At 71.7% G+C, this 16,386-nt stretch carries 15 protein-coding genes; 7 read left to right on the top strand and 8 right to left on the bottom strand.

The features are described 5' to 3' along the window. Nucleotide 1: 1 nt before the first annotated feature. From H4W80_RS56030 to H4W80_RS56010, 5 genes are read right to left on the bottom strand one after another with little or no spacing between them, the layout of a single operon-like run. Complete coding sequence (locus H4W80_RS56030) at nt 2–1,096, bottom strand: glycosyltransferase (protein WP_192792485.1); 1,095 nt, start codon at nt 1,094–1,096, stop codon at nt 2–4. After that, the gene (locus H4W80_RS56025; protein WP_225964232.1) at nt 1,093–1,785 is read right to left on the bottom strand and encodes a polysaccharide deacetylase family protein; all 693 of its coding nucleotides are present in this window, start codon (nt 1,783–1,785) and stop codon (nt 1,093–1,095) included. Before H4W80_RS56025 ends, H4W80_RS56030 begins: the two co-directional genes overlap by 4 nt. Next, nucleotides 1,782–3,308 (bottom strand): lipid II flippase MurJ, encoded by a 1,527-nt coding sequence (locus H4W80_RS56020; RefSeq protein WP_192792484.1) that lies wholly within the window; start codon nt 3,306–3,308, stop codon nt 1,782–1,784. The genes H4W80_RS56025 and H4W80_RS56020 overlap by 4 nt, the downstream gene beginning before the upstream one ends. Further along, complete coding sequence (locus H4W80_RS56015) at nt 3,305–4,699, bottom strand: O-antigen ligase family protein (protein WP_192792483.1); 1,395 nt, start codon at nt 4,697–4,699, stop codon at nt 3,305–3,307. The genes H4W80_RS56020 and H4W80_RS56015 overlap by 4 nt, the downstream gene beginning before the upstream one ends. 2 nt (nt 4,700–4,701) lie before the next feature. After that, nucleotides 4,702–5,937: a sugar transferase gene (locus tag H4W80_RS56010; protein ID WP_192792482.1), complete on the bottom strand. Its 1,236-nt coding sequence runs from the start codon at nt 5,935–5,937 to the stop codon at nt 4,702–4,704. A 501-nt stretch (nt 5,938–6,438) separates the two neighbouring features. Here H4W80_RS56010 and H4W80_RS56005 point away from each other — a divergent pair. Next, nucleotides 6,439–6,768: a YciI family protein gene (locus tag H4W80_RS56005; protein ID WP_185073265.1), complete on the top strand. Its 330-nt coding sequence runs from the start codon at nt 6,439–6,441 to the stop codon at nt 6,766–6,768. Between the two features lie 161 nt (nt 6,769–6,929). Continuing rightward, nucleotides 6,930–8,210: an RNA polymerase sigma factor gene (locus tag H4W80_RS56000; RefSeq protein ID WP_192792481.1), complete on the top strand. Its 1,281-nt coding sequence runs from the start codon at nt 6,930–6,932 to the stop codon at nt 8,208–8,210. 39 nt (nt 8,211–8,249) lie between these two features. Here H4W80_RS56000 and H4W80_RS55995 read toward each other — a convergent pair whose 3' ends face one another. The 3 genes from H4W80_RS55995 to H4W80_RS55985 all read right to left on the bottom strand — a co-directional run bounded on the left by H4W80_RS55995 (nt 8,250) and on the right by H4W80_RS55985 (nt 10,265). After that, the gene (locus H4W80_RS55995; protein ID WP_192792480.1) at nt 8,250–8,645 is read right to left on the bottom strand and encodes a hypothetical protein; all 396 of its coding nucleotides are present in this window, start codon (nt 8,643–8,645) and stop codon (nt 8,250–8,252) included. Nucleotides 8,646–8,818: 173 nt separating this feature from the next. Further along, on the bottom strand, nt 8,819–9,442 hold the full coding sequence (locus H4W80_RS55990; RefSeq protein WP_225964231.1) for a hypothetical protein: 624 nt from the start codon (nt 9,440–9,442) through the stop codon (nt 8,819–8,821). A gap of 43 nt (nt 9,443–9,485) precedes the next feature. Further along, complete coding sequence (locus H4W80_RS55985) at nt 9,486–10,265, bottom strand: HAD-IIA family hydrolase (RefSeq protein WP_192792478.1); 780 nt, start codon at nt 10,263–10,265, stop codon at nt 9,486–9,488. 61 nt (nt 10,266–10,326) lie between these two features. Between H4W80_RS55985 and H4W80_RS55980 the strand changes: the two genes are divergently transcribed. The 5 genes from H4W80_RS55980 (at nt 10,327) to H4W80_RS55960 (ending at nt 16,384) form a co-directional block, all read left to right on the top strand. After that, a complete protein-coding gene (locus H4W80_RS55980; RefSeq protein ID WP_192792477.1) occupies nt 10,327–11,514 on the top strand; it encodes a M20 metallopeptidase family protein in 1,188 nt (395 codons plus the stop codon). Nucleotides 11,515–11,516: 2 nt separating this feature from the next. Continuing rightward, entirely contained in the window at nt 11,517–12,482 is a 966-nt protein-coding gene (locus H4W80_RS55975; RefSeq protein WP_192792476.1) for a zinc-dependent alcohol dehydrogenase family protein, read from the top strand. 164 nt (nt 12,483–12,646) lie between these two features. Then, nucleotides 12,647–14,467, top strand: coding sequence for an ABC transporter substrate-binding protein (locus H4W80_RS55970; protein ID WP_192792475.1), 1,821 nt, complete (start codon nt 12,647–12,649; stop codon nt 14,465–14,467). 10 nt (nt 14,468–14,477) lie between these two features. After that, the gene (locus H4W80_RS55965) at nt 14,478–15,488 is read left to right on the top strand and encodes an ABC transporter permease (RefSeq protein ID WP_192792474.1); all 1,011 of its coding nucleotides are present in this window, start codon (nt 14,478–14,480) and stop codon (nt 15,486–15,488) included. Further along, on the top strand, nt 15,485–16,384 hold the full coding sequence (locus H4W80_RS55960) for an ABC transporter permease (RefSeq protein ID WP_192792473.1): 900 nt from the start codon (nt 15,485–15,487) through the stop codon (nt 16,382–16,384). The genes H4W80_RS55965 and H4W80_RS55960 overlap by 4 nt, the downstream gene beginning before the upstream one ends. The last annotated feature ends 2 nt before the right edge of the window (nt 16,385–16,386 follow it).

The raw sequence follows: 16,386 nt of genomic DNA, 5'->3' as shown, positions 1-16,386 counted from the left end.
CTCACTCCTCGGTGGGTTCGGCGCCCAGCAGGCGCAGGTAGAGCCGCTCCAACTGGTCCGCCTGGCGGCGGACGTCGTAGAGCCGGACGGCATCGGGCGGTGGCAGTCTGAGGGGCGGGCGGGCGGCGAGGCCGGACAGCTCCTCGGCGAGCCGGTGCGGCTCGACGCGCCGCGCCCCCGGGGCCGAGCCGGGCGGCAGGTCCTCGACTGCCGGGCAGGCGTCGTACAGGACGGGCAGGCCGGACGCGAGCGCCTCGACGACGGCCACGCCGAACGTCTCCTCGGCCGAGGGCGCGGCCAGCACGTCCATCGCCGACATCAGGGCCCCCACGTCGGGCGACTCCCCCGCGAAGATCACCCTGTGCTCGGCCCCGGCCTCGCGGGCCAGCTCCCGCAGCCGGGGCTCGCAGGAGCCGGAGCCGACCAGGAGCAGGACGGCGTGTTCGAGCGGCGGCAGCGCCCTGATCAGGATGTCGAAGCGCTTGCTCGGCTCCAGGCGGCCGACGCCGCCGATCACGAACGCGCTCTCGGGCAGGCCGAGCCGCTCCCGGGTGCGCCGGCGCAGGGCGGCGTCGAAGCCGAACGCGGCGCCGTCGACGCCGTTCGGGACCACCACGATGCGCGAGCGGGGGACGCCCCATCTCGACAGCCGGTCGGCCACGGTCGGCGAGACGGCCACGGTGAGGTGCCCGAGCAGCTCGCTGGCCAGGTAGAGGGCCCTGATCGAGCGGGTCAGGCGGCGCCCCTCGACGTGCTCGCGCCCGATCGAGTGCTCGGTCGCCACGATCGCCGGGACGTTCGCCAGCCGCGCCGCCAGCCTGCCGTACACGCAGGCGCGGTACAGATGGGTGTGCACCACGTCGTAGCGGCGCCGGCGCATGAGCCGGGCCAGCCGCCCGACGGCGCGCAGGTCCCTGTTGCCGCGCATGCCGACGTGGTGGACGGGCACGCCGGAACGCTCGATGGCGTCCGCGACCACCCCGTGCCCGGTGAGCACCGCCACCTCGCACCGGGCCCGCACGTGCGGCAGCAGGGACCGCAGCTGCTGCTCCGCGCCGCCCGCCGCCAGGCCGGTGATGACGTGCAGGACCTTCACCAGCCCCACCGGACCCGGTGCCGCGCCCGCTTGGCGTGCAGCCGCAGCGCGCCGTCCCGCTCGCCCACGTACGTGCGCGGCAGCGCGTACGTGCCGGTGAGCTCGGACTTCCAGATGGCGCAGGCGTAGGAGTAGCCCGCCTCGCGGACAGCGGCCAGCTCGCGGGCGTTGACGTGCCCGTACGGGTAACAGAACCCGTTCACCTGGCGGCCCAGGAGGTCCTCCAGCGTCGCCTTGCTGCCGGCCACCTCCTGGTGGAGCTCGTCGTCGCGCAGCCCGGACAGCGAGTAGTGCCCGGCCGAGTGCGAGCCGATCTCCATGCCCTGCCGCGCGGCCCAGCGCAGGCCCTCGGAGTCCATGAGCCGCTTGCGCGGCGAGCCGGCGTCCCAGGCGTTGTGCTCGCCGATCAGGCCGGTGACCACGAAGACCGTGGCGGTGAAGCCGTACCTGCGCAGGACGGGCACGACCTCGCTGAGGAAGTCGCCGTACCCGTCGTCGAAGGTGAGCCCGACCAGGCCGCGCGTGCTGCGGGCGCGCGTGAGCTCGAGCATCGAGACCCCGGACAGGCCGCGCCGGGCGAGCCAGCGCATCTGCCGGGCGAAGCGGTCGGGCGAGACCGTGACGTGAAGCGGGTCGCTGTCGTATTTGTCCACGGAGTGGTACATGAGCACCAGCGGCATCGCGGTCATGAGCGACCTCGCATCCTGATCAAGTGGGTGATCTTGGTGGTGTCGATGAGCGCTGCCGTGGCCCCCGAGAGGGCCGCGACGGCGTAGAAGGTGACGGCGATCGCGGCTCCGGTCGAAGCCAGGGCGATCGGCGGCGGCAGGTCCGCCAGCAGCGTCCGCGTGCCCCAGCCCGCTCCGGTGGCGGCCGCGGCGGCCGGCAGCAGGTCGCCGAACGGGCCCAGCGCCGCGTGGAGGGGCAGGGCGAGGGCCTGCCGCCGCAGCCCCGCGAGCAGCAGCGCGGCGGTCAGCGTGATCCCGGCCGCGTTGGCGGCGGCGATCCCCGTCACGCCCCACTCCGGGCGGGCCAGCACGACCGTCGCGGCCAGCCCCGCGCCCATCGCGAGGGCCGGGTACCAGGACGCGCGGGCGCCGCAGAAGTAGACCCGGCAGACGACCCCGACCACGGCCTGGCCGAGCAGCCCCAGCGCGTACACCCGCATGATCCGCGCGGTGGCGGCGGTGTCGGCCTCGGTGAACGCGCCGTACTGCAGCAGGACGGCCACGACGTCCGGAGCGCAGACGAGCAGCACCGCGGTGGCGAGCAGCACGATCGCCGAGGCGCTGATCAGGTCGTCGCCGAGCCTGCGCCGCGCCCGCTCGGTCTCGCCCGCGGCGAGGGCGCGGGCGAGCTGCGGGAAGCTCACGGTCGCCACGATCAGCGACAGGACCATCGGCACCTGGGCGATCTTCTGCGCGTAGTTGAGGTGCGAGATGGACCCTTCGGCCAGCTTCGAGCCGACGAACCTCTCGACGAAGACCTGGCTCTGCCGGGCGAGGGTGAAGACCGCGATCGGCAGGAAGGCGCTCATCGGCAGCGCCACGCGGCGCGCGGGCCGCAGGGGCGCCCCGAAGCGCCGCACGAACGCCGGGACCTGGGCCAGCACCATGCCCGCCCCGCCCGCGGCCACCCCGACCGCCGCCGCGTAGGCGCCCTGGTCCCGCAGGGCCCACACGCAGGTGACGATCCCCAGGTTGTAGGCCACGTAGATGGCGGCCGGCGGCGCGAACGACTGGTGCGCCCGCAACGCCGCGCTCAGGTACCCGGCCAGCCCGAACGTCAGGATCGTCACCGACGCCACCCGCATGCAGTCCACGGCGAGGTCGGCCCGCCGGATGCCCGGGGCGAGCACGCCGACCAGCCACGGCGCGCCCGCGACGGCCAGCACGGTCAGCACCAGCAGCCCGAGACACAGGTACGGCAGCGTCGACGACACCAGGGCCCTCAGGTCCTCGCCCGCCTCCATGGCCCGGCTGAACAGCGGGACCAGCACGAACGCCATCGCCCCCTCGATCAGCAGGGGCGCGGCGGTCTCCGGGATCGTCCAGGCGACGAGGAACGCGTCGGTGCCGGCGTCGGCGCCGAAGAAGCGGCCCAGCAGCAGGTCGCGGACGAAGCCGAGCAGCGAGCCCAGCCCGGTCAGCAGGACGGTGACGCCGACGGCCCGTGCCATGGGCGAGGTGGCCCGCGAGGTGGACGAGGTCATCGTGCCCCGCCCAGCGCGACCGGGGCCCCGCCCGCCCAGCCTGTCGCCGAGGGCCGGGCGACGAGCGACAGGACCAGCCCCAGGACGACGGACGTGACCACGGTCGAGGGTCCGCCGACGTCGCCGTAGAGGAAGTCGATGCCCTGCCAGGCCAGCAGCCCGGCCGCGGCCGGCACGCCCGCCCGCACGGCCCACCAGGCCATGGACCCCAGGCACGCGCCCAGCGCGGCCAGCCCGAGCAGGCCCTGCTCGCTGAGCGTCAGCAGGTACATGTTGTGCGGGGAGAGCAGCGGCCGGCGCTGGAAGCCGTTCACCGGGTCGTCGGTGTCGCTGCCGGAGGACAGCTCGATCGGCGCGTAGGCGTCGCGCAGCTCCGCGAACATGCGCGGCCCGGCCCCGGTCAGCGGGTGGTCCAGCCAGATCCTCGTGGCGGTGAGCCACAGGCTGTAGCGGTCGCTCACCGACTGGTCGGGCTGGGAGACGGCGGAGGTGATGGAGGACAGCCGCCGCCCCAGCAGGTCCGGGTCCGAGCCCGCGCCCGGGCCGAGGGCCAGCACGGCCGCCGCCGCGGCGCCGAGCAGGATCACCCTGGCCGCCAGCGCCCGGCTGTGCACGAAGAGCACGACCAGCGACGCGCCCAGCAGGGCGAGCCAGGCGCCGCGGCTGAGCGACAGGGCGAGCGGGACGCAGAGCAGGGCGGCGCCGCCGAGCGCGGCGGCCCGGCGACCGCCCCGCCAGGCCAGGCCGGCCGCCAGCAGGAGGAGCGTGCCGTAGCTGACCACGCCGGCCATGCCCATGACGTCGAGCGCGCCGAAGGTGCCGACGGCCCGTACCCGTTCCCCCGCGTACGACGCGCCGGTGCCGGTGACCGCCTGGACGCAGCCGACCAGGCCCTGCAGGGCGGCCGCCCCGACCAGGGCCCCGCCCACGATCAGGGTGTCGGCACGGTCCCGGACCGTCACCAGGACGGCCAGCGGGACCAGCACGAACACCTGGAGATACCGGACGTAGCCCGGCAGGCTCGCCAGGACGTCGGGAGAGGCCAGCATCGCGATCCCGGCCGCGCCCGCGACCGGCGCGAGCACCAAGGCACGCGCGGGCACCACGGCGAAGGCGGCCGGCACGGCACGGGCGGACGCCAGAGCGCGGGCGGGCAGCACGGCATGCGCAGGCAGCACGGCGTGCGCGTACTCCCAGGCGCGGGCGGGCAGCGGGCGTGGCAGGCGGCTCGCCAGCGCGACGGTCGCCGCGATGGCGACCAGCAGGAGCGAGGCCAGGTCGGCGGCCGTGACCTGGACGCCGGAGGACAGGTCCTGGCGGCCCGCCGGCAGGCAGGTCAGGAGCACGGTGGCGGCGGCCGCCAGGCTGGGCCGCCGGCAGAGGGCGCGCATGCCTAGCCCCCGCCCGGCCGGAGCAGGGACCAGACCGTCTGCAGCATGATCTTGAGATCCGTCCGCAGCGTCCATCCGTCGATGTAGTGGTTGTCGAACCGGACGCGATCCTCGATCGAGGTGTCACCGCGCAGCCCGTGGATCTGGGCCCAGCCGGTGATGCCGACCGGCATCCGGTGGCGCAGGCCGTAGCCCGGGACCGTCCGGGAGAACTTCTTGACGAAGTGCGGGCGTTCGGGCCGCGGGCCGACGATGCTCATGTCTCCCCTGAGAACGTTCCAGAGCTGGGGAAGCTCGTCGAAGGAGGCCTTGCGCAGCAGCCGGCCCACCGGCCCGATCCGGCTGTCGTGGGCGATGCTCCACAGGGTCTCGGACTCGCGCGCGTCCGCGGGCCTCAGCGTCCTGAGCTTGATCAGTTCGAGCGGCTGGTCCCGGTAGCCCACGCGCCGCTGCCGGAACAGCACCCCGGGGCCGGTCTCCATCCGGATCAGCAGTGCGCAGAGCGCGAGGATCGGCGCGCTGACGACGAGGCCGGTCAGCGCGACGGCGACGTCCATGGCCCGCTTCAGCGGCCAGGCGAGGCCGCGCTGCGCCTCGGGGCGCATCCGCACGAGCGGGAAGCTGCGTACGTGCTCGCGCAGCGTCACGAAGTCGATGATGAGCTCGCCCAGGTCGGGCGCGAGGTAGACGTCGCAGCCGAGCGACCTCGCCGTTCTCGCGATCGACTGCTGGCCCTGCCCGGCGATGACCACGGCGCGCACCCCGTGGGCCTGGACGACGCGGACGAGGTCGCCGGGCCCGCCGAGCACCGGGACGCACGGGTCCTCGCCGGGCGTCTCGTCCAGGAAGCCCAGCGGGAGCAGGCCGTACTCGGGGTAGGCGAGCAGGTTGCGCGCCAGCCGCTGACCGTGCGCCCCCGCGCCGACCACCAGGGCGGGCACGGCCCTGCCGCGCCGGCGTGCCCGGCGGATCAGGAAGTACAGGACGCTCCTGCCGCACACGGCGAGAAAGGTGAACAGCAGCGCGATCAGGACGACCACGATGAGCGACGTCGTCTCCCGGAAGGCCGTGAGCGCGCCCACGAGTCCCGCCCCGGCGAGCCAGAAGCCACGGTCCAGGCTGGAGGGCAGGACGCGCGGCGCGTACACGTGACCGAGGCCGCCGACCGCGACGACCAGGAGTCCCGCCAGCGCGATGCGCGGCACGCTCTGGCCGGCGTTGGCCGCGGCGAACGCCATGCACATCAGATCGACGCAGACCAGGCTCAGTGGTTGGACGGCCTTCCAGAGCCTCGACCTCTGCTGTCCTCCCCACCGCCTGACCCAGCGATGGCCCCCAACGCTAACAGCCACTACTTCTCCGGAAATAAACTAGTTTGACCGGATCGACCTTGAAAATAGTCGATCTAATCCCTCCAAAAAGCCAATAGTCTCTCTTCGGGCCATTTGCTGCCCCATATTTCCGTAGCAAGTCTTTTCCTACGGAATACGCGAACAATGGCCCAACGAAGCCTTGAGCGTAGCCGCGCGCCTCACGGAAATCGAGAACGTTAGGGGCTTGGATCCCTTGTTGTCGCGCAAGTTTTCATTGATCCAGCGTTGGCGATATGGAGGTGGTTACCGGGTTTAGGGTCGGCTTTGGGTAGAGAGTCCGGATTGAGAGAGATGCTCCGGGGGGTGTCCGGATCCGGGGAGCCCGTTCGTCATGCTGGTGACAGCACGACACGCAAGGAGCGATCGATGAAGTACATGATGTTCGTCTGCACCGACGCCGAACCGGACACGGACTCGACCGGCAGCGAGGACATCGAGAAGTGGGTGGCCGACAACGACGGCCGCGGCCGGCGGCTGGACGGCAACGAGCTGGGGCCGGTGTCGGCCGCCACGACGGTCCGCGTCCGCAACGGCGAGCTGCTGGTCTCCGACGGGCCGTTCGCCGAGACCCGGGAGGTGATCGTGGGCTACGACATCCTCGAGTGCGCCCATCTCGACGAGGCGATCGAGGTGGCGCGGGCGCACCCGATGGCCCGGTACGGGCGGCTGGAGCTGCGGCCGTTCGCCGGCCAGTGACGGCAGGACGCGCGGCACGGCCCCCCGCGGCGGCACAGCCCGCCGCGGGGACCGGCTCGGAACCCGGCGCGAGGCCCGGTGCGGGGACCGTCACAGAGGCCGTCGCAGGACCCGGCGCGGGACAGGGCGCGGGACAGGGCGCGGGACAGGGCGCGGGGGCCGTGGCGGAGGTTGTCGCGGGGGTCGGCGCGGACTCCTACACGCGGATCGTCGCCACCCTGATCCGCGTCACCGGCGACTGGACGCTCGCCGAGGACAGCGCCCAGGAGGCGCTCGCGCAGGCCCTGGAGAGGTGGCCGCGGGACGGCGTGCCGGACAACCCCGGCGGCTGGCTCATGACCGTGGCCCGCAACCGCGCCACCGACGTGCTGCGCCGCGCGTCCGTCGAGCGCCGCAAGCTGCACGAGCTGGCGGAGCTCTCCCTCACCGCCCCGGCCACGGACGACCCGGAGGAGGAGGTCGTGGACGACCGCCTGCGGCTGATCTTCACCTGCTGCCACCCCGCGCTGGCCCTGGAGTCGCGGGTGGCGCTCACGCTGAGGACCGTCTGCGGGGTGCCGACCGCCGACATCGCGCGGGCGTTCCTCGTCCCCCACGCGACCATGACGCGGCGGCTGACCCGGGCCAAGACGAAGATCTCGGACGCGGGCATCCCGTACCTGGTCCCGAGCGGCCCGGCGCTGGCCGAGCGCCTGCCCGGCGTGCTGGCGGTCCTGTACGTGCTCTTCACCCGCGGCTACGACCCCGACGGCGAGCCGGGCTTCGCCGACGAGGCGGTCCGGCTGGCACGCCTGCTCCACCGGCTGCTCCCGGACCAGCCCGAGGTCGCCGGCCTGCTGGCGCTGTTCCTCTTCCAGCACTCCCGGCGCGAGGCCCGCCGCGACGGCCGGGGCGACCTGCTCACGCTCGACAAGCAGGACCGCGCCCGCTGGGACCGCGCGGCGATCCGCGAAGGGCTGGAGACGCTGGCGGCGGCGCGGGCCGACGGCCCCTCCGTCCTGCGGGCGCCCATCGCCGACGGCCCCAACGTCCCGCAGGCGCGCATCGCCGACGGCCCCTACGTCCTTCAGGCGCGCATCGCCGCCTGCCACGCGACCGCGCCGCACCCCGGCGCGACGGACTGGCAGGCCATCGCCCGCTGGTACGACGAGCTCGCGGAGATCCACCCCTCACCGGTGATCGCCCTCAACCGCGCCGTGGCCCACGGCTACGCGCACGGCCCGGCGGCCGGGCTGGCGCTGATCGACCAGGTGCTCGCCACCGGCGCGCTGAAGGACTATCCGCTCGCCGTCGCCGCGCAGGCCGACCTCACGGCCCGCCTCGGCCACCGCGACCACGCCGCCGCGCTGTTCCGCCGGGCGGCCGCCCTCCTCGCCCCGGGCGCCGAGCAGCGCGCCCTCCTGGAACGCGCCGACGACCTCACCGGCCCCGCTCCCGGCTAGCGGCCCCTCGGCGAAGCGGCGATCCGGCCCGGCCCGGCGTCACATGTAGTCCTTCTTGAGCACGCGATCGAGCTTGATGCCCAGGTCGAGCAGCTCGGACCGCATCGCGTTGAACTCCTGCGAGATCTCGGCCCGGACGCTCGCGAACTCGTCGGCGATCTGCGTCGGGATGTAGTCCTCGCCGTCCGCGGCGGGCGTGGCGAAGTGGGTGTGGATCTCCCGCCGGATGGCCGCGATCTCGAGGTCGACGGCAGCGAACTGCTCGATCGTCTCGGTGCGGGCCACCGCCGTCTCGGCCTTCATCGCGGCGAGCTGGGTCTCCAGACGCTTGGTGCGGTCGTTGATCTCACGGAGCAGGGCCAGCTCCCCGCCGCCCCCCGGCGTGGCGTCGCCGAGCCGGTCGCACGCCTCGAGCCCATCGACACGGAGCTTCAAGTCGCGAATCTCCGCCTGTACGTCCACGGGTTTTACCTTTGCGCTTGCTGATGGAGCGGCCGCACCATCGACGACCGCTTTCGGTCACCACATGGTGGCAGTCGGTGAGGGATTTTGGCCAGACCTCGACGAAATCGGCCCCGATTCTTTGCCCGGCCCGCCGGGCGAGGATGCTAGCGGCGGTCCTCGATCTCCCAGAGGTGGTCGACGACGTGCCAGGCGGTGCGGCGCAGCGCGTAGCGGGGCGGCCAGCCGGTCGTCTGGGGCGGCTCCCAGGCGCGGGACAGCACCTCCGCCAGCTCCGCCCGCATGGCGTCCCGGTCCCCGGGCTCCTTGTACGGCCTGTGCCGCACGTCCACCTTCCTGGCGAAGGCGCGCTCGGCCTCCTCCACGTGCCTGACGACCCTCGACAGGTCGCGGCCGCCCCCGCGCGGGCCCTTGCGCAGGTCCTCGGGCGAGACGGCGGCGCACTCGTCGAACAGGGCCCAGGCCGCCCGGAGGAGGGCGACGCCGCGGGCCGCCTCGGACGCCGCCAGGGGCTCCTGGTCCAGGTCGGGGACGGCGTACGGGGCGCCGAAGTCCGTGATGTCGCTGCCCTGGACGCGCGCCACGACCACCGGGTCACCCGGGGCGAAGTCCAGCCCGGCCCGCGCGGCCACCGCGCCGTAGCGGGGGACGTACTCCATGAGCAGGTCGAGTGCCGCCTCCTCGCCCTTGGCGACCCGGCACCAGCCGGGCCAGTCGAGCGAGCAGGCGAACACCTTCTTCGGGCCGATCTCCAGGTAAACGCGGGTCATGCCACCCAAGGGTGCCACCCGTACCTGTCAGAACTGGTCAGGTTCAGATGAGGTCGATGAGGTCGGCGACCGAGTCGACCACCAGCGAGGGACGGTAGGGGAAGCGGTCGATCTCGTCGCGCTGGGTCACGCCCGTGAGGACCAGGATCGTGAACAGGCCCGCCTCCATGCCCGACACGATGTCGGTGTCCATGCGGTCGCCGATCATGGCGGTCGTCTCGCTGTGGCCCTCGATCTCGTTGAGGGCGCTGCGCATCATGCGGGGGTTGGGCTTGCCGACGAAGTAGGGGGCGACGCCGGTGGCCTTGGTGATGAGGGCGGCCACGGCGCCGCAGGCCGGAAGGGAGCCCTCGGTGGAGGGGCCGATGGGGTCGGGGTTGGTGGCGATGAAGCGGGCGCCTCCCTCGATGAGGCGGATGGCCCGGGTGATCTGCGTGAAGCTGTAGGTGCGGGTCTCGCCGAGCACGACGTAGTCGGGGTCGAGGTCGGTGAGCACGTAGCCGACCTCGTGCAGCGCGGTCGTCAGGCCCGCCTCGCCGATGACGTACGCCGAGCCGCCCGCGCGCTGGTCGTCGAGGAACTGGGCGGTGGCCAGCGCGGAGGTCCAGATGGACCCGGGGGGCACCTCGAGGCCCGCCCCGGCCAGGCGCGCCGACAGGTCGCGCTGGGTGTAGATCGAGTTGTTCGTCAGCACCCTGAACTTCTTGTCGGACTCGCTGAGCCGCTTGATGAATTCGTCCGCACCGGGGATCGGACGACCCTCGTGGACCAGAACGCCGTCCATATCGGACAACCAGGAGTCGATCCGTTTACGCTGAGTCACACGCACATCGTACCGAGCGCGCCTTATCGACTTCCCGCCCGGTGGATGAACAATGTTCTTCATGTCCTTCACTGAAGCCGCCCGTGACATGCGGGACGAACTCATCCAGCTCAGGCACTCGTTGCACACCACCCCGGAGCTCGGCCTGCACCTGCCGCGCACGCAGGAGAAGGTCCTGGCCGCGTTGGACGGGCTGCCGCTGGAGGTGAGGACGGGCACGTCCCTCAGCTCCGTCACCGCCGTGCTGAGGGGCGGCAGGCCGGGCCCGGCCGTGCTGCTGCGCGGGGACATGGACGCGCTCCCCGTGGCCGAGAAGAACGACCTGCCGTACGTCTCCCAGCTCCCCGGGCAGATGCACGCGTGCGGTCACGACCTGCACACCGCGATGCTGGCGGGGGCGGCGCGGCTGCTGAGCGCGCGGCGGGAGGAGCTGGCCGGTGACGTCGTCTTCATGTTCCAGCCGGGTGAGGAGGGTTTCGAGGGCGCCAAGCACATGATCGACGAGGGCGTGCTCGACGCGGCGGGCACGCGGCCCGTGGCGGCGTACGGGATGCACGTGGTGTCGGCGATGTTGCCGCCGGGGCTGTTCGCGTCGCGGCCGGGACCGATCATGGCGGCGGCGGACACGTTCCTCGTGACGGTCAAGGGGCGCGGCGGGCACGGCTCCAGCCCGCACCGGTCGCTGGACCCGATCGCGGCGGGCTGCGAGATGGTGACGGCGTTGCAGACCATGGTGACCAGGGGGTTCGACGTGTTCGACCCGGTCGTGGTGACGGTGGGCAGCTTCCACGGCGGGTCGGCGGACAACGTGATCCCCGACGAGGCCAGGTTCGAGGCCACGGTGCGCACGTTCAGCAAGGACAACCGGACGAAGGTCAAGCGCAGGCTGGTGGAGGTCGTGCGGGGGATCGCGGCGGCGCACGGGCTGGAGGTCGAGGCGTCGTTCGGGATGGGTTACCCGGTGACGGTGAACGACGACGGCGAGGCGGCGTTCGTGGGTAAGACGGCCGACGAGCTGTTCGGGCCGGGGCGGTATTTCGTGGCGCCGCAGCCCATCATGGGCTCCGAGGACTTCTCGTACGTGCTCGAGGAGGTGCCGGGCGCGTTCGTGTTCCTGGGGGCGTGCCCGCCGGACCGGGACCCGGCCACGGCGCCCTACAACCACTCCCCCGAGGCCGTCTTCGACGACGACGTCCTGACCGACGGCGCCGCGCTCTACGCCACGCTCGCGCACGCCAGGCTGTCGTGACCATGCGGGCGTGGGTCGTGGCCGAGCCGGGGCCGATGGCGACGGGGCCGCTGGAGCTCGTCGAGCGGGACGTGCCCGAGCCTGGCCCGGGCGAGGTGCTGGTGCGGGTCGAGGCGTGCGGCGTGTGCCGTACCGACCTGCACCTGGCGGAGGGCGATCTCCTGCCGCGCCGGCCGCGCACCACGCCCGGCCATCAGGTCGTCGGGCGCGTCGAGGGCACGGGCGAGCGGGTGGGCGTGGCCTGGCTGCGCTCGACCTGCGGCACGTGCAGATACTGCCTGAGGGGCTCGGAGAACCTCTGCCCCTCCTCCACCTACACGGGGTGGGACGCCGACGGCGGGTACGCCGAATACCTCACCGCGCCCCGCGACTACGTCTATCCGCTGCCCGAGGGCCTGCCCGCCGAGCGGCTGGCGCCGCTGTTGTGCGCCGGGATCATCGGCTACCGGGCGCTGCTGCGCTGCGACCTGCCGCCGGGCGGGCGGCTGGGGATCTACGGATTCGGCGCCTCGGCGCACCTGACCGCGCAGGCCGCCATCGCGCAGGGCGCGGTCGTGCACGCGGTGACCAGATCCGCGGCCTCCCGGGCGCTCGCGCTGGAGCTGGGAGCCGCCTCCGCCGGGGACGAACCGCCCGAGCCGCTGGACGCGGCCATCCTATTTGCGCCGGTAGGTACCCTGGTGCCAACAGCGCTCGAAGCGCTCGACCGTGGCGGCACGCTGGCCATCGCCGGCATCCACCTGAGCGACGTGCCCGTTCTGAACTACGACAGGCACCTCTTCCAGGAACGCACGCTCCGCAGCGTCACGGCCAACACCAGGGCCGATGGGCGTGCCTACCTGGAGCTGGCGCTGGCGCACCCGCCACACGTGGCGACGAGCCTCCACCCGTTCGGGGAGGCTGCCCAGGCGCTCACCGATCTGGCGAACGACCAGGTCAGAGGGGCTGCCGTCTTGGTAATGGAATGACGTTTTACTTGACGGCGCTTAGCTCCACTCCGCACACTGATGAAGGAAAGTTACATTAGCCTCACAACCTCTGGAGATTATTGACGCGGGTGAGGCACGATCGTAGGGTCCGGTCAATCCCTACAGAGATCTTCGACAGGTCCGACATCTCCCCGGAGCGGCAAATGAAACGACTGGCAGCGGTAGTGGCGTTGCTGGGCCTTGCCACCGCGACAGCGGCGTGCAGCGGTGGTTCGACCAACAGTTCCGGCGGCTCGGGCGGCGGGGGCGGGCTCTTCACCACGATCGACGTGCTCAAGCCCGGCCTCGACGCGAGCGGCCCGGCCAACCCATGGGCGCCCAAGGGCAACTCTTTCCTGGGTTACAACGCGATGAAGCTGGGCTGGATCAAGAACCACCTGACCGATCCCAACCAGTTCTACCCGGGTATCGCGGCCAGTTGGGAGATCGCTCCCGACAACTCCTCGATCACCCTCCACATCCAGCCGAACGCCAAGTGGTCCGACGGCAAGCCGGTGACGGCCGACGACGTCAAGCTCTCTCTCGGGCTGGCCTCCACCACCGGCAGCACCGCGTTCGCGGTCACGCCGGGCGCGGCGGGCGTGGCCTCCGACGTCCAGGTGGTCGACCAGAAGACCGTCAAGGTCTCCCAGGACATGAAGAACCCGAGCATGAAGTTCGCCCGCGGCATCATGGACAACTGGGTCGTGCCGGCCCATGTCTGGAACAGCCTGCTGCCGGCCGACTTCTGGGACAAGCTGAAGGCCGCCAGGGAAACCGGCGCCGACGCCGACAAGGCCCGCGAGGAGATCCTCGCCATCGGCCAGAAGGTGCTCGCGTTCGCGCCGCCGAAGGACGTCTCGGCCGGACCCTTCACGCTGGAGCGGGTCAACCCCGGCGAGGCGCTGCTGGTCAAGAACAAGAACTTCTACAACGCCGCGAACGTCGCGCCCGCGCAGGTGAAGCTGCTCAACTACAACGGCAACGAGCAGATCTGGAACTACCTGAGCGCGGGCAAGCTCGACCAGGCCGGCTTCACCGCCATGCCTTCCGACATCATGACCCGGATCAAGAACGCCCCCGGCTCCAACGTCATCAGGGGCTTCTCGCCGGTGGCCGTCGGCATGGCCTTCAACCAGTCGAAGAAGCCGTACGACAACGTGCACGTGCGGCGCGGCCTGGCCTACCTGATCGACCGCGACCAGGTGACCAAGGTGGCCTCGCCCGAGGGCGGCACGCCGGCCCTGACCACCTCCGGCATCCACCAGAAGCCGGCCCAGGAGTGGATCGGCTCCGAGCTGGCGAGCCTGAACCCGTACAAGCACGACGTGGCCAAGGCGGAGGAGGAGTTCAAGGCCGCCGGCCTGAAGAAGACGGGCGGCAAGTGGACGCTGGCCGACGGCTCGCCGTGGAAGGTCAGCATGCGCGCGCCCGCGACGTTCTCCGACTGGATCTCCGCCGAGGAGAACATCAAGAGCCAGCTCATCGCGGGCGGCGTGGACGCCGAGGTCGTGACCGTCGCCGACTACCCCGTCTACCTGGAGGAGCTCGATGCCGGCAAGTACGACGTCGGCTTCTGGCTGATGGCGCTCGGCCCCGCGCCGTACGACATCTTCCAGCGCCTCTACGGCGCCGCCAACGGCTGGACCAACGTCGCCGGCAAGGTCGCGCACAGCGCGCCCGGCAAGGGCGGCAACTGGATGGGCAGCGCGGAGGAGATCGACGTCGAGGGCGTGGGCAAGATCAACCCGGGCGAGCTCACGGCCAAGCTGAACGCGGCCACGCCCGAGCAGGCCAAGCCGATCATGGCGCAGCTCGCCAAGACGGCCAACCAGGACCTGCCGGCCATCCAGCTCTGGGACTACGTGAACACGCAGTTCACCAACACCAGCCGCTTCACCGGCTGGCCGGAGCAGGACAGTGACCTGCTCCGCCTGAACGCCGGCGTCTGGATCCAGCTGGGCCTCATCAAGGCGAAGCAGTAGAGAAGAGCCTATGGTAGTAATCGCACGGCGACTCGCGGGCCACCTGGCCCGCGGGGTCGTCATGATCCTCGTCGTAGCCACGATCAGCTTCTTCATCGTCAGGAGCATCCCCGGCGACCCGGTGGCCGCGAACGTCCAGAAGCTGGTCCAGCAGGGCATGGATCAGCAGGCAGCCGAGCAGGCGACGCGCGTGCTCTACGGGTTCCAGCCCAAGGGCTCGCTGTGGGAGCAGTACACCCAGTACATGTCGGGCCTGCTCCGCTTCGACCTGGGCCAGTCGATCACCCACGCGGGCGCGCCGGTCACCCAGGTGCTGGGCGAGGCGGCCAAGTGGACCGTTCTACCGGTGCTGGTCGGAACGCTGCTCAGCTTCCTGGTCGGCATCCTGATGGGCGTCTACGCGGCCATCAAGCGCTCCGGCAAGCTCGGCGACGTCCTGGCCATCTCGGGATCGCTGCTGCACGGCATCCCGCAGTACGTACTGGGGCTGCTGCTCAGCGCCGTCTTCGCGACGCTGATCCCGATCCTGCCGGGCGACGGGCCCGTGGACATCCTGTTCGAGCCAGGGTTCAACGCCGGCTACATCGGCTCGCTGGCCCAGCACGCGGTGCTGCCGGTGCTGACGTACGCGCTGGCGTCCTACGGCGGATGGATCCTGGCGATGAAGTCGAGCGTGGTGACGGTGCTCGGCGACGACTTCATCCTGGCGGCGGAGCTGCGCGGGATGAAGCGGTCGATCATCTTCCGCTACATCGCGCGCAACGCGATCCTGCCGCTGTTCACGATCCTCGCGCTGTCGCTCGGGCTGCTGCTCGGCGGCGCGGTGTTCATCGAGCGGATCTTCAACTACCCGGGGCTCGGCCTGCTGCTCCTCGACAGCATCACCATGCGTGACTACGCGCTGATGGGCGGGGCGTTCCTGCTGATCACAGTGTCCATCATCGTGGCGAACATCCTCGCCGACCTGTTCTACTCCGCGATCGACCCGCGGGTCCGCAGCGGGGAGGAGGTGTCGTCATGAGTGTCCTGCTGGAGAGCTCTTCGACCAGCGCCGCCATGCGCCGCAACTTCTGGGCGGGCGTCTGGCGGGTCATGAAGCGCAAGCCCAGCCGCATGGTGGGCGCGGTGCTCGTGCTCGGGTTCGTCTTCATGGGCGTGTTCGGTCCGATGTTCTACCCCGCCCAGCTGCCCCTCGACCCGACCCGGATCACCGCGCCGCCGAGCTGGGAGCACTGGCTCGGCACCGACGACCAGGGCCGGGACGTGATCGCCCTCGTGGTCACCGGATCGCGGTACGTGCTGCTGGCCGCCCTGGTGACCGCGGTCATCACGGTGGTCGTGGGCACCGGCATCGGGCTGTTCTCCGGCTTCAAGCGGGGCCGCTGGGACAACGTGCTCATGCGGCTCACCGACATGAAGCTGACCATCCCCGGCCTGCCGCTGCTGCTGGTGCTGTCCACGGTGTGGAAGTTCAGCAGCGCGATCCAGATGGGCCTGGTGCTGGGGCTGCTCGGCTGGGGCGGCGTGGCGCGGGCGGTGCGCTCGCAGACGCTGTCGCTGCGCGAGCGGGGCTTCATCGAGGCGGCGCGCGGGCTCGGCCTGCCCACCAGGCACATCGTGGGCAAGGAGCTGCTGCCGAGCATGGCGCCGTACATCGCGATGAACATGCTCATCGCGGTCACCGGCGGCGTCTACGCGCAGGTCGGCCTGTTCTTCCTGGGCGTGCTGCCGTACGAGTCGAACAACTGGGGGCAGATGCTCAACACGGCCGTGTTCCGTTCCGGCGCGCTCCAGGTGCCGAGCGCGCTGGGCTTCCTCATCGGGCCGCTGCTGGCGATCCTGTTGCTGACGCTGGCCATCGTGCTCGTGGTGGACGCCATGGACGAGATCTTCAATCCCCGGCTGCGGGAGGAGTAGTA

This window comes from Nonomuraea angiospora, from assembly GCF_014873145.1.
Lineage (GTDB): Bacteria > Actinomycetota > Actinomycetes > Streptosporangiales > Streptosporangiaceae > Nonomuraea > Nonomuraea angiospora.
The sequence above is the reverse complement of the archived record's forward strand: the minus strand, read 5'-3'. Positions and strand labels throughout refer to the sequence as shown.

Bases quoted from the DNA above. Each gene is read 5' to 3' on its own strand.
- H4W80_RS56025 (WP_225964232.1), bottom strand. From the start codon at position 1,785: ATGACCGCGATGCCGCTGGTGCTCATGTACCACTCCGTGGACAAATAC.
- H4W80_RS56020 (WP_192792484.1), bottom strand. From the start codon at position 3,308: ATGACCTCGTCCACCTCGCGGGCCACCTCGCCCATGGCACGGGCCGTC.
- H4W80_RS56015 (WP_192792483.1), bottom strand. From the start codon at position 4,699: ATGCGCGCCCTCTGCCGGCGGCCCAGCCTGGCGGCCGCCGCCACCGTG.
- H4W80_RS56010 (WP_192792482.1), bottom strand. From the start codon at position 5,937: ATGGCGTTCGCCGCGGCCAACGCCGGCCAGAGCGTGCCGCGCATCGCG.
- H4W80_RS56005 (WP_185073265.1), top strand. From the start codon at position 6,439: ATGAAGTACATGATGTTCGTCTGCACCGACGCCGAACCGGACACGGAC.
- H4W80_RS55990 (WP_225964231.1), bottom strand. From the start codon at position 9,442: ATGACCCGCGTTTACCTGGAGATCGGCCCGAAGAAGGTGTTCGCCTGC.
- H4W80_RS55980 (WP_192792477.1), top strand. From the start codon at position 10,327: ATGTCCTTCACTGAAGCCGCCCGTGACATGCGGGACGAACTCATCCAG.
- H4W80_RS55975 (WP_192792476.1), top strand. From the start codon at position 11,517: ATGCGGGCGTGGGTCGTGGCCGAGCCGGGGCCGATGGCGACGGGGCCG.
- H4W80_RS55970 (WP_192792475.1), top strand. From the start codon at position 12,647: ATGAAACGACTGGCAGCGGTAGTGGCGTTGCTGGGCCTTGCCACCGCG.
- H4W80_RS55965 (WP_192792474.1), top strand. From the start codon at position 14,478: ATGGTAGTAATCGCACGGCGACTCGCGGGCCACCTGGCCCGCGGGGTC.
- H4W80_RS55960 (WP_192792473.1), top strand. From the start codon at position 15,485: ATGAGTGTCCTGCTGGAGAGCTCTTCGACCAGCGCCGCCATGCGCCGC.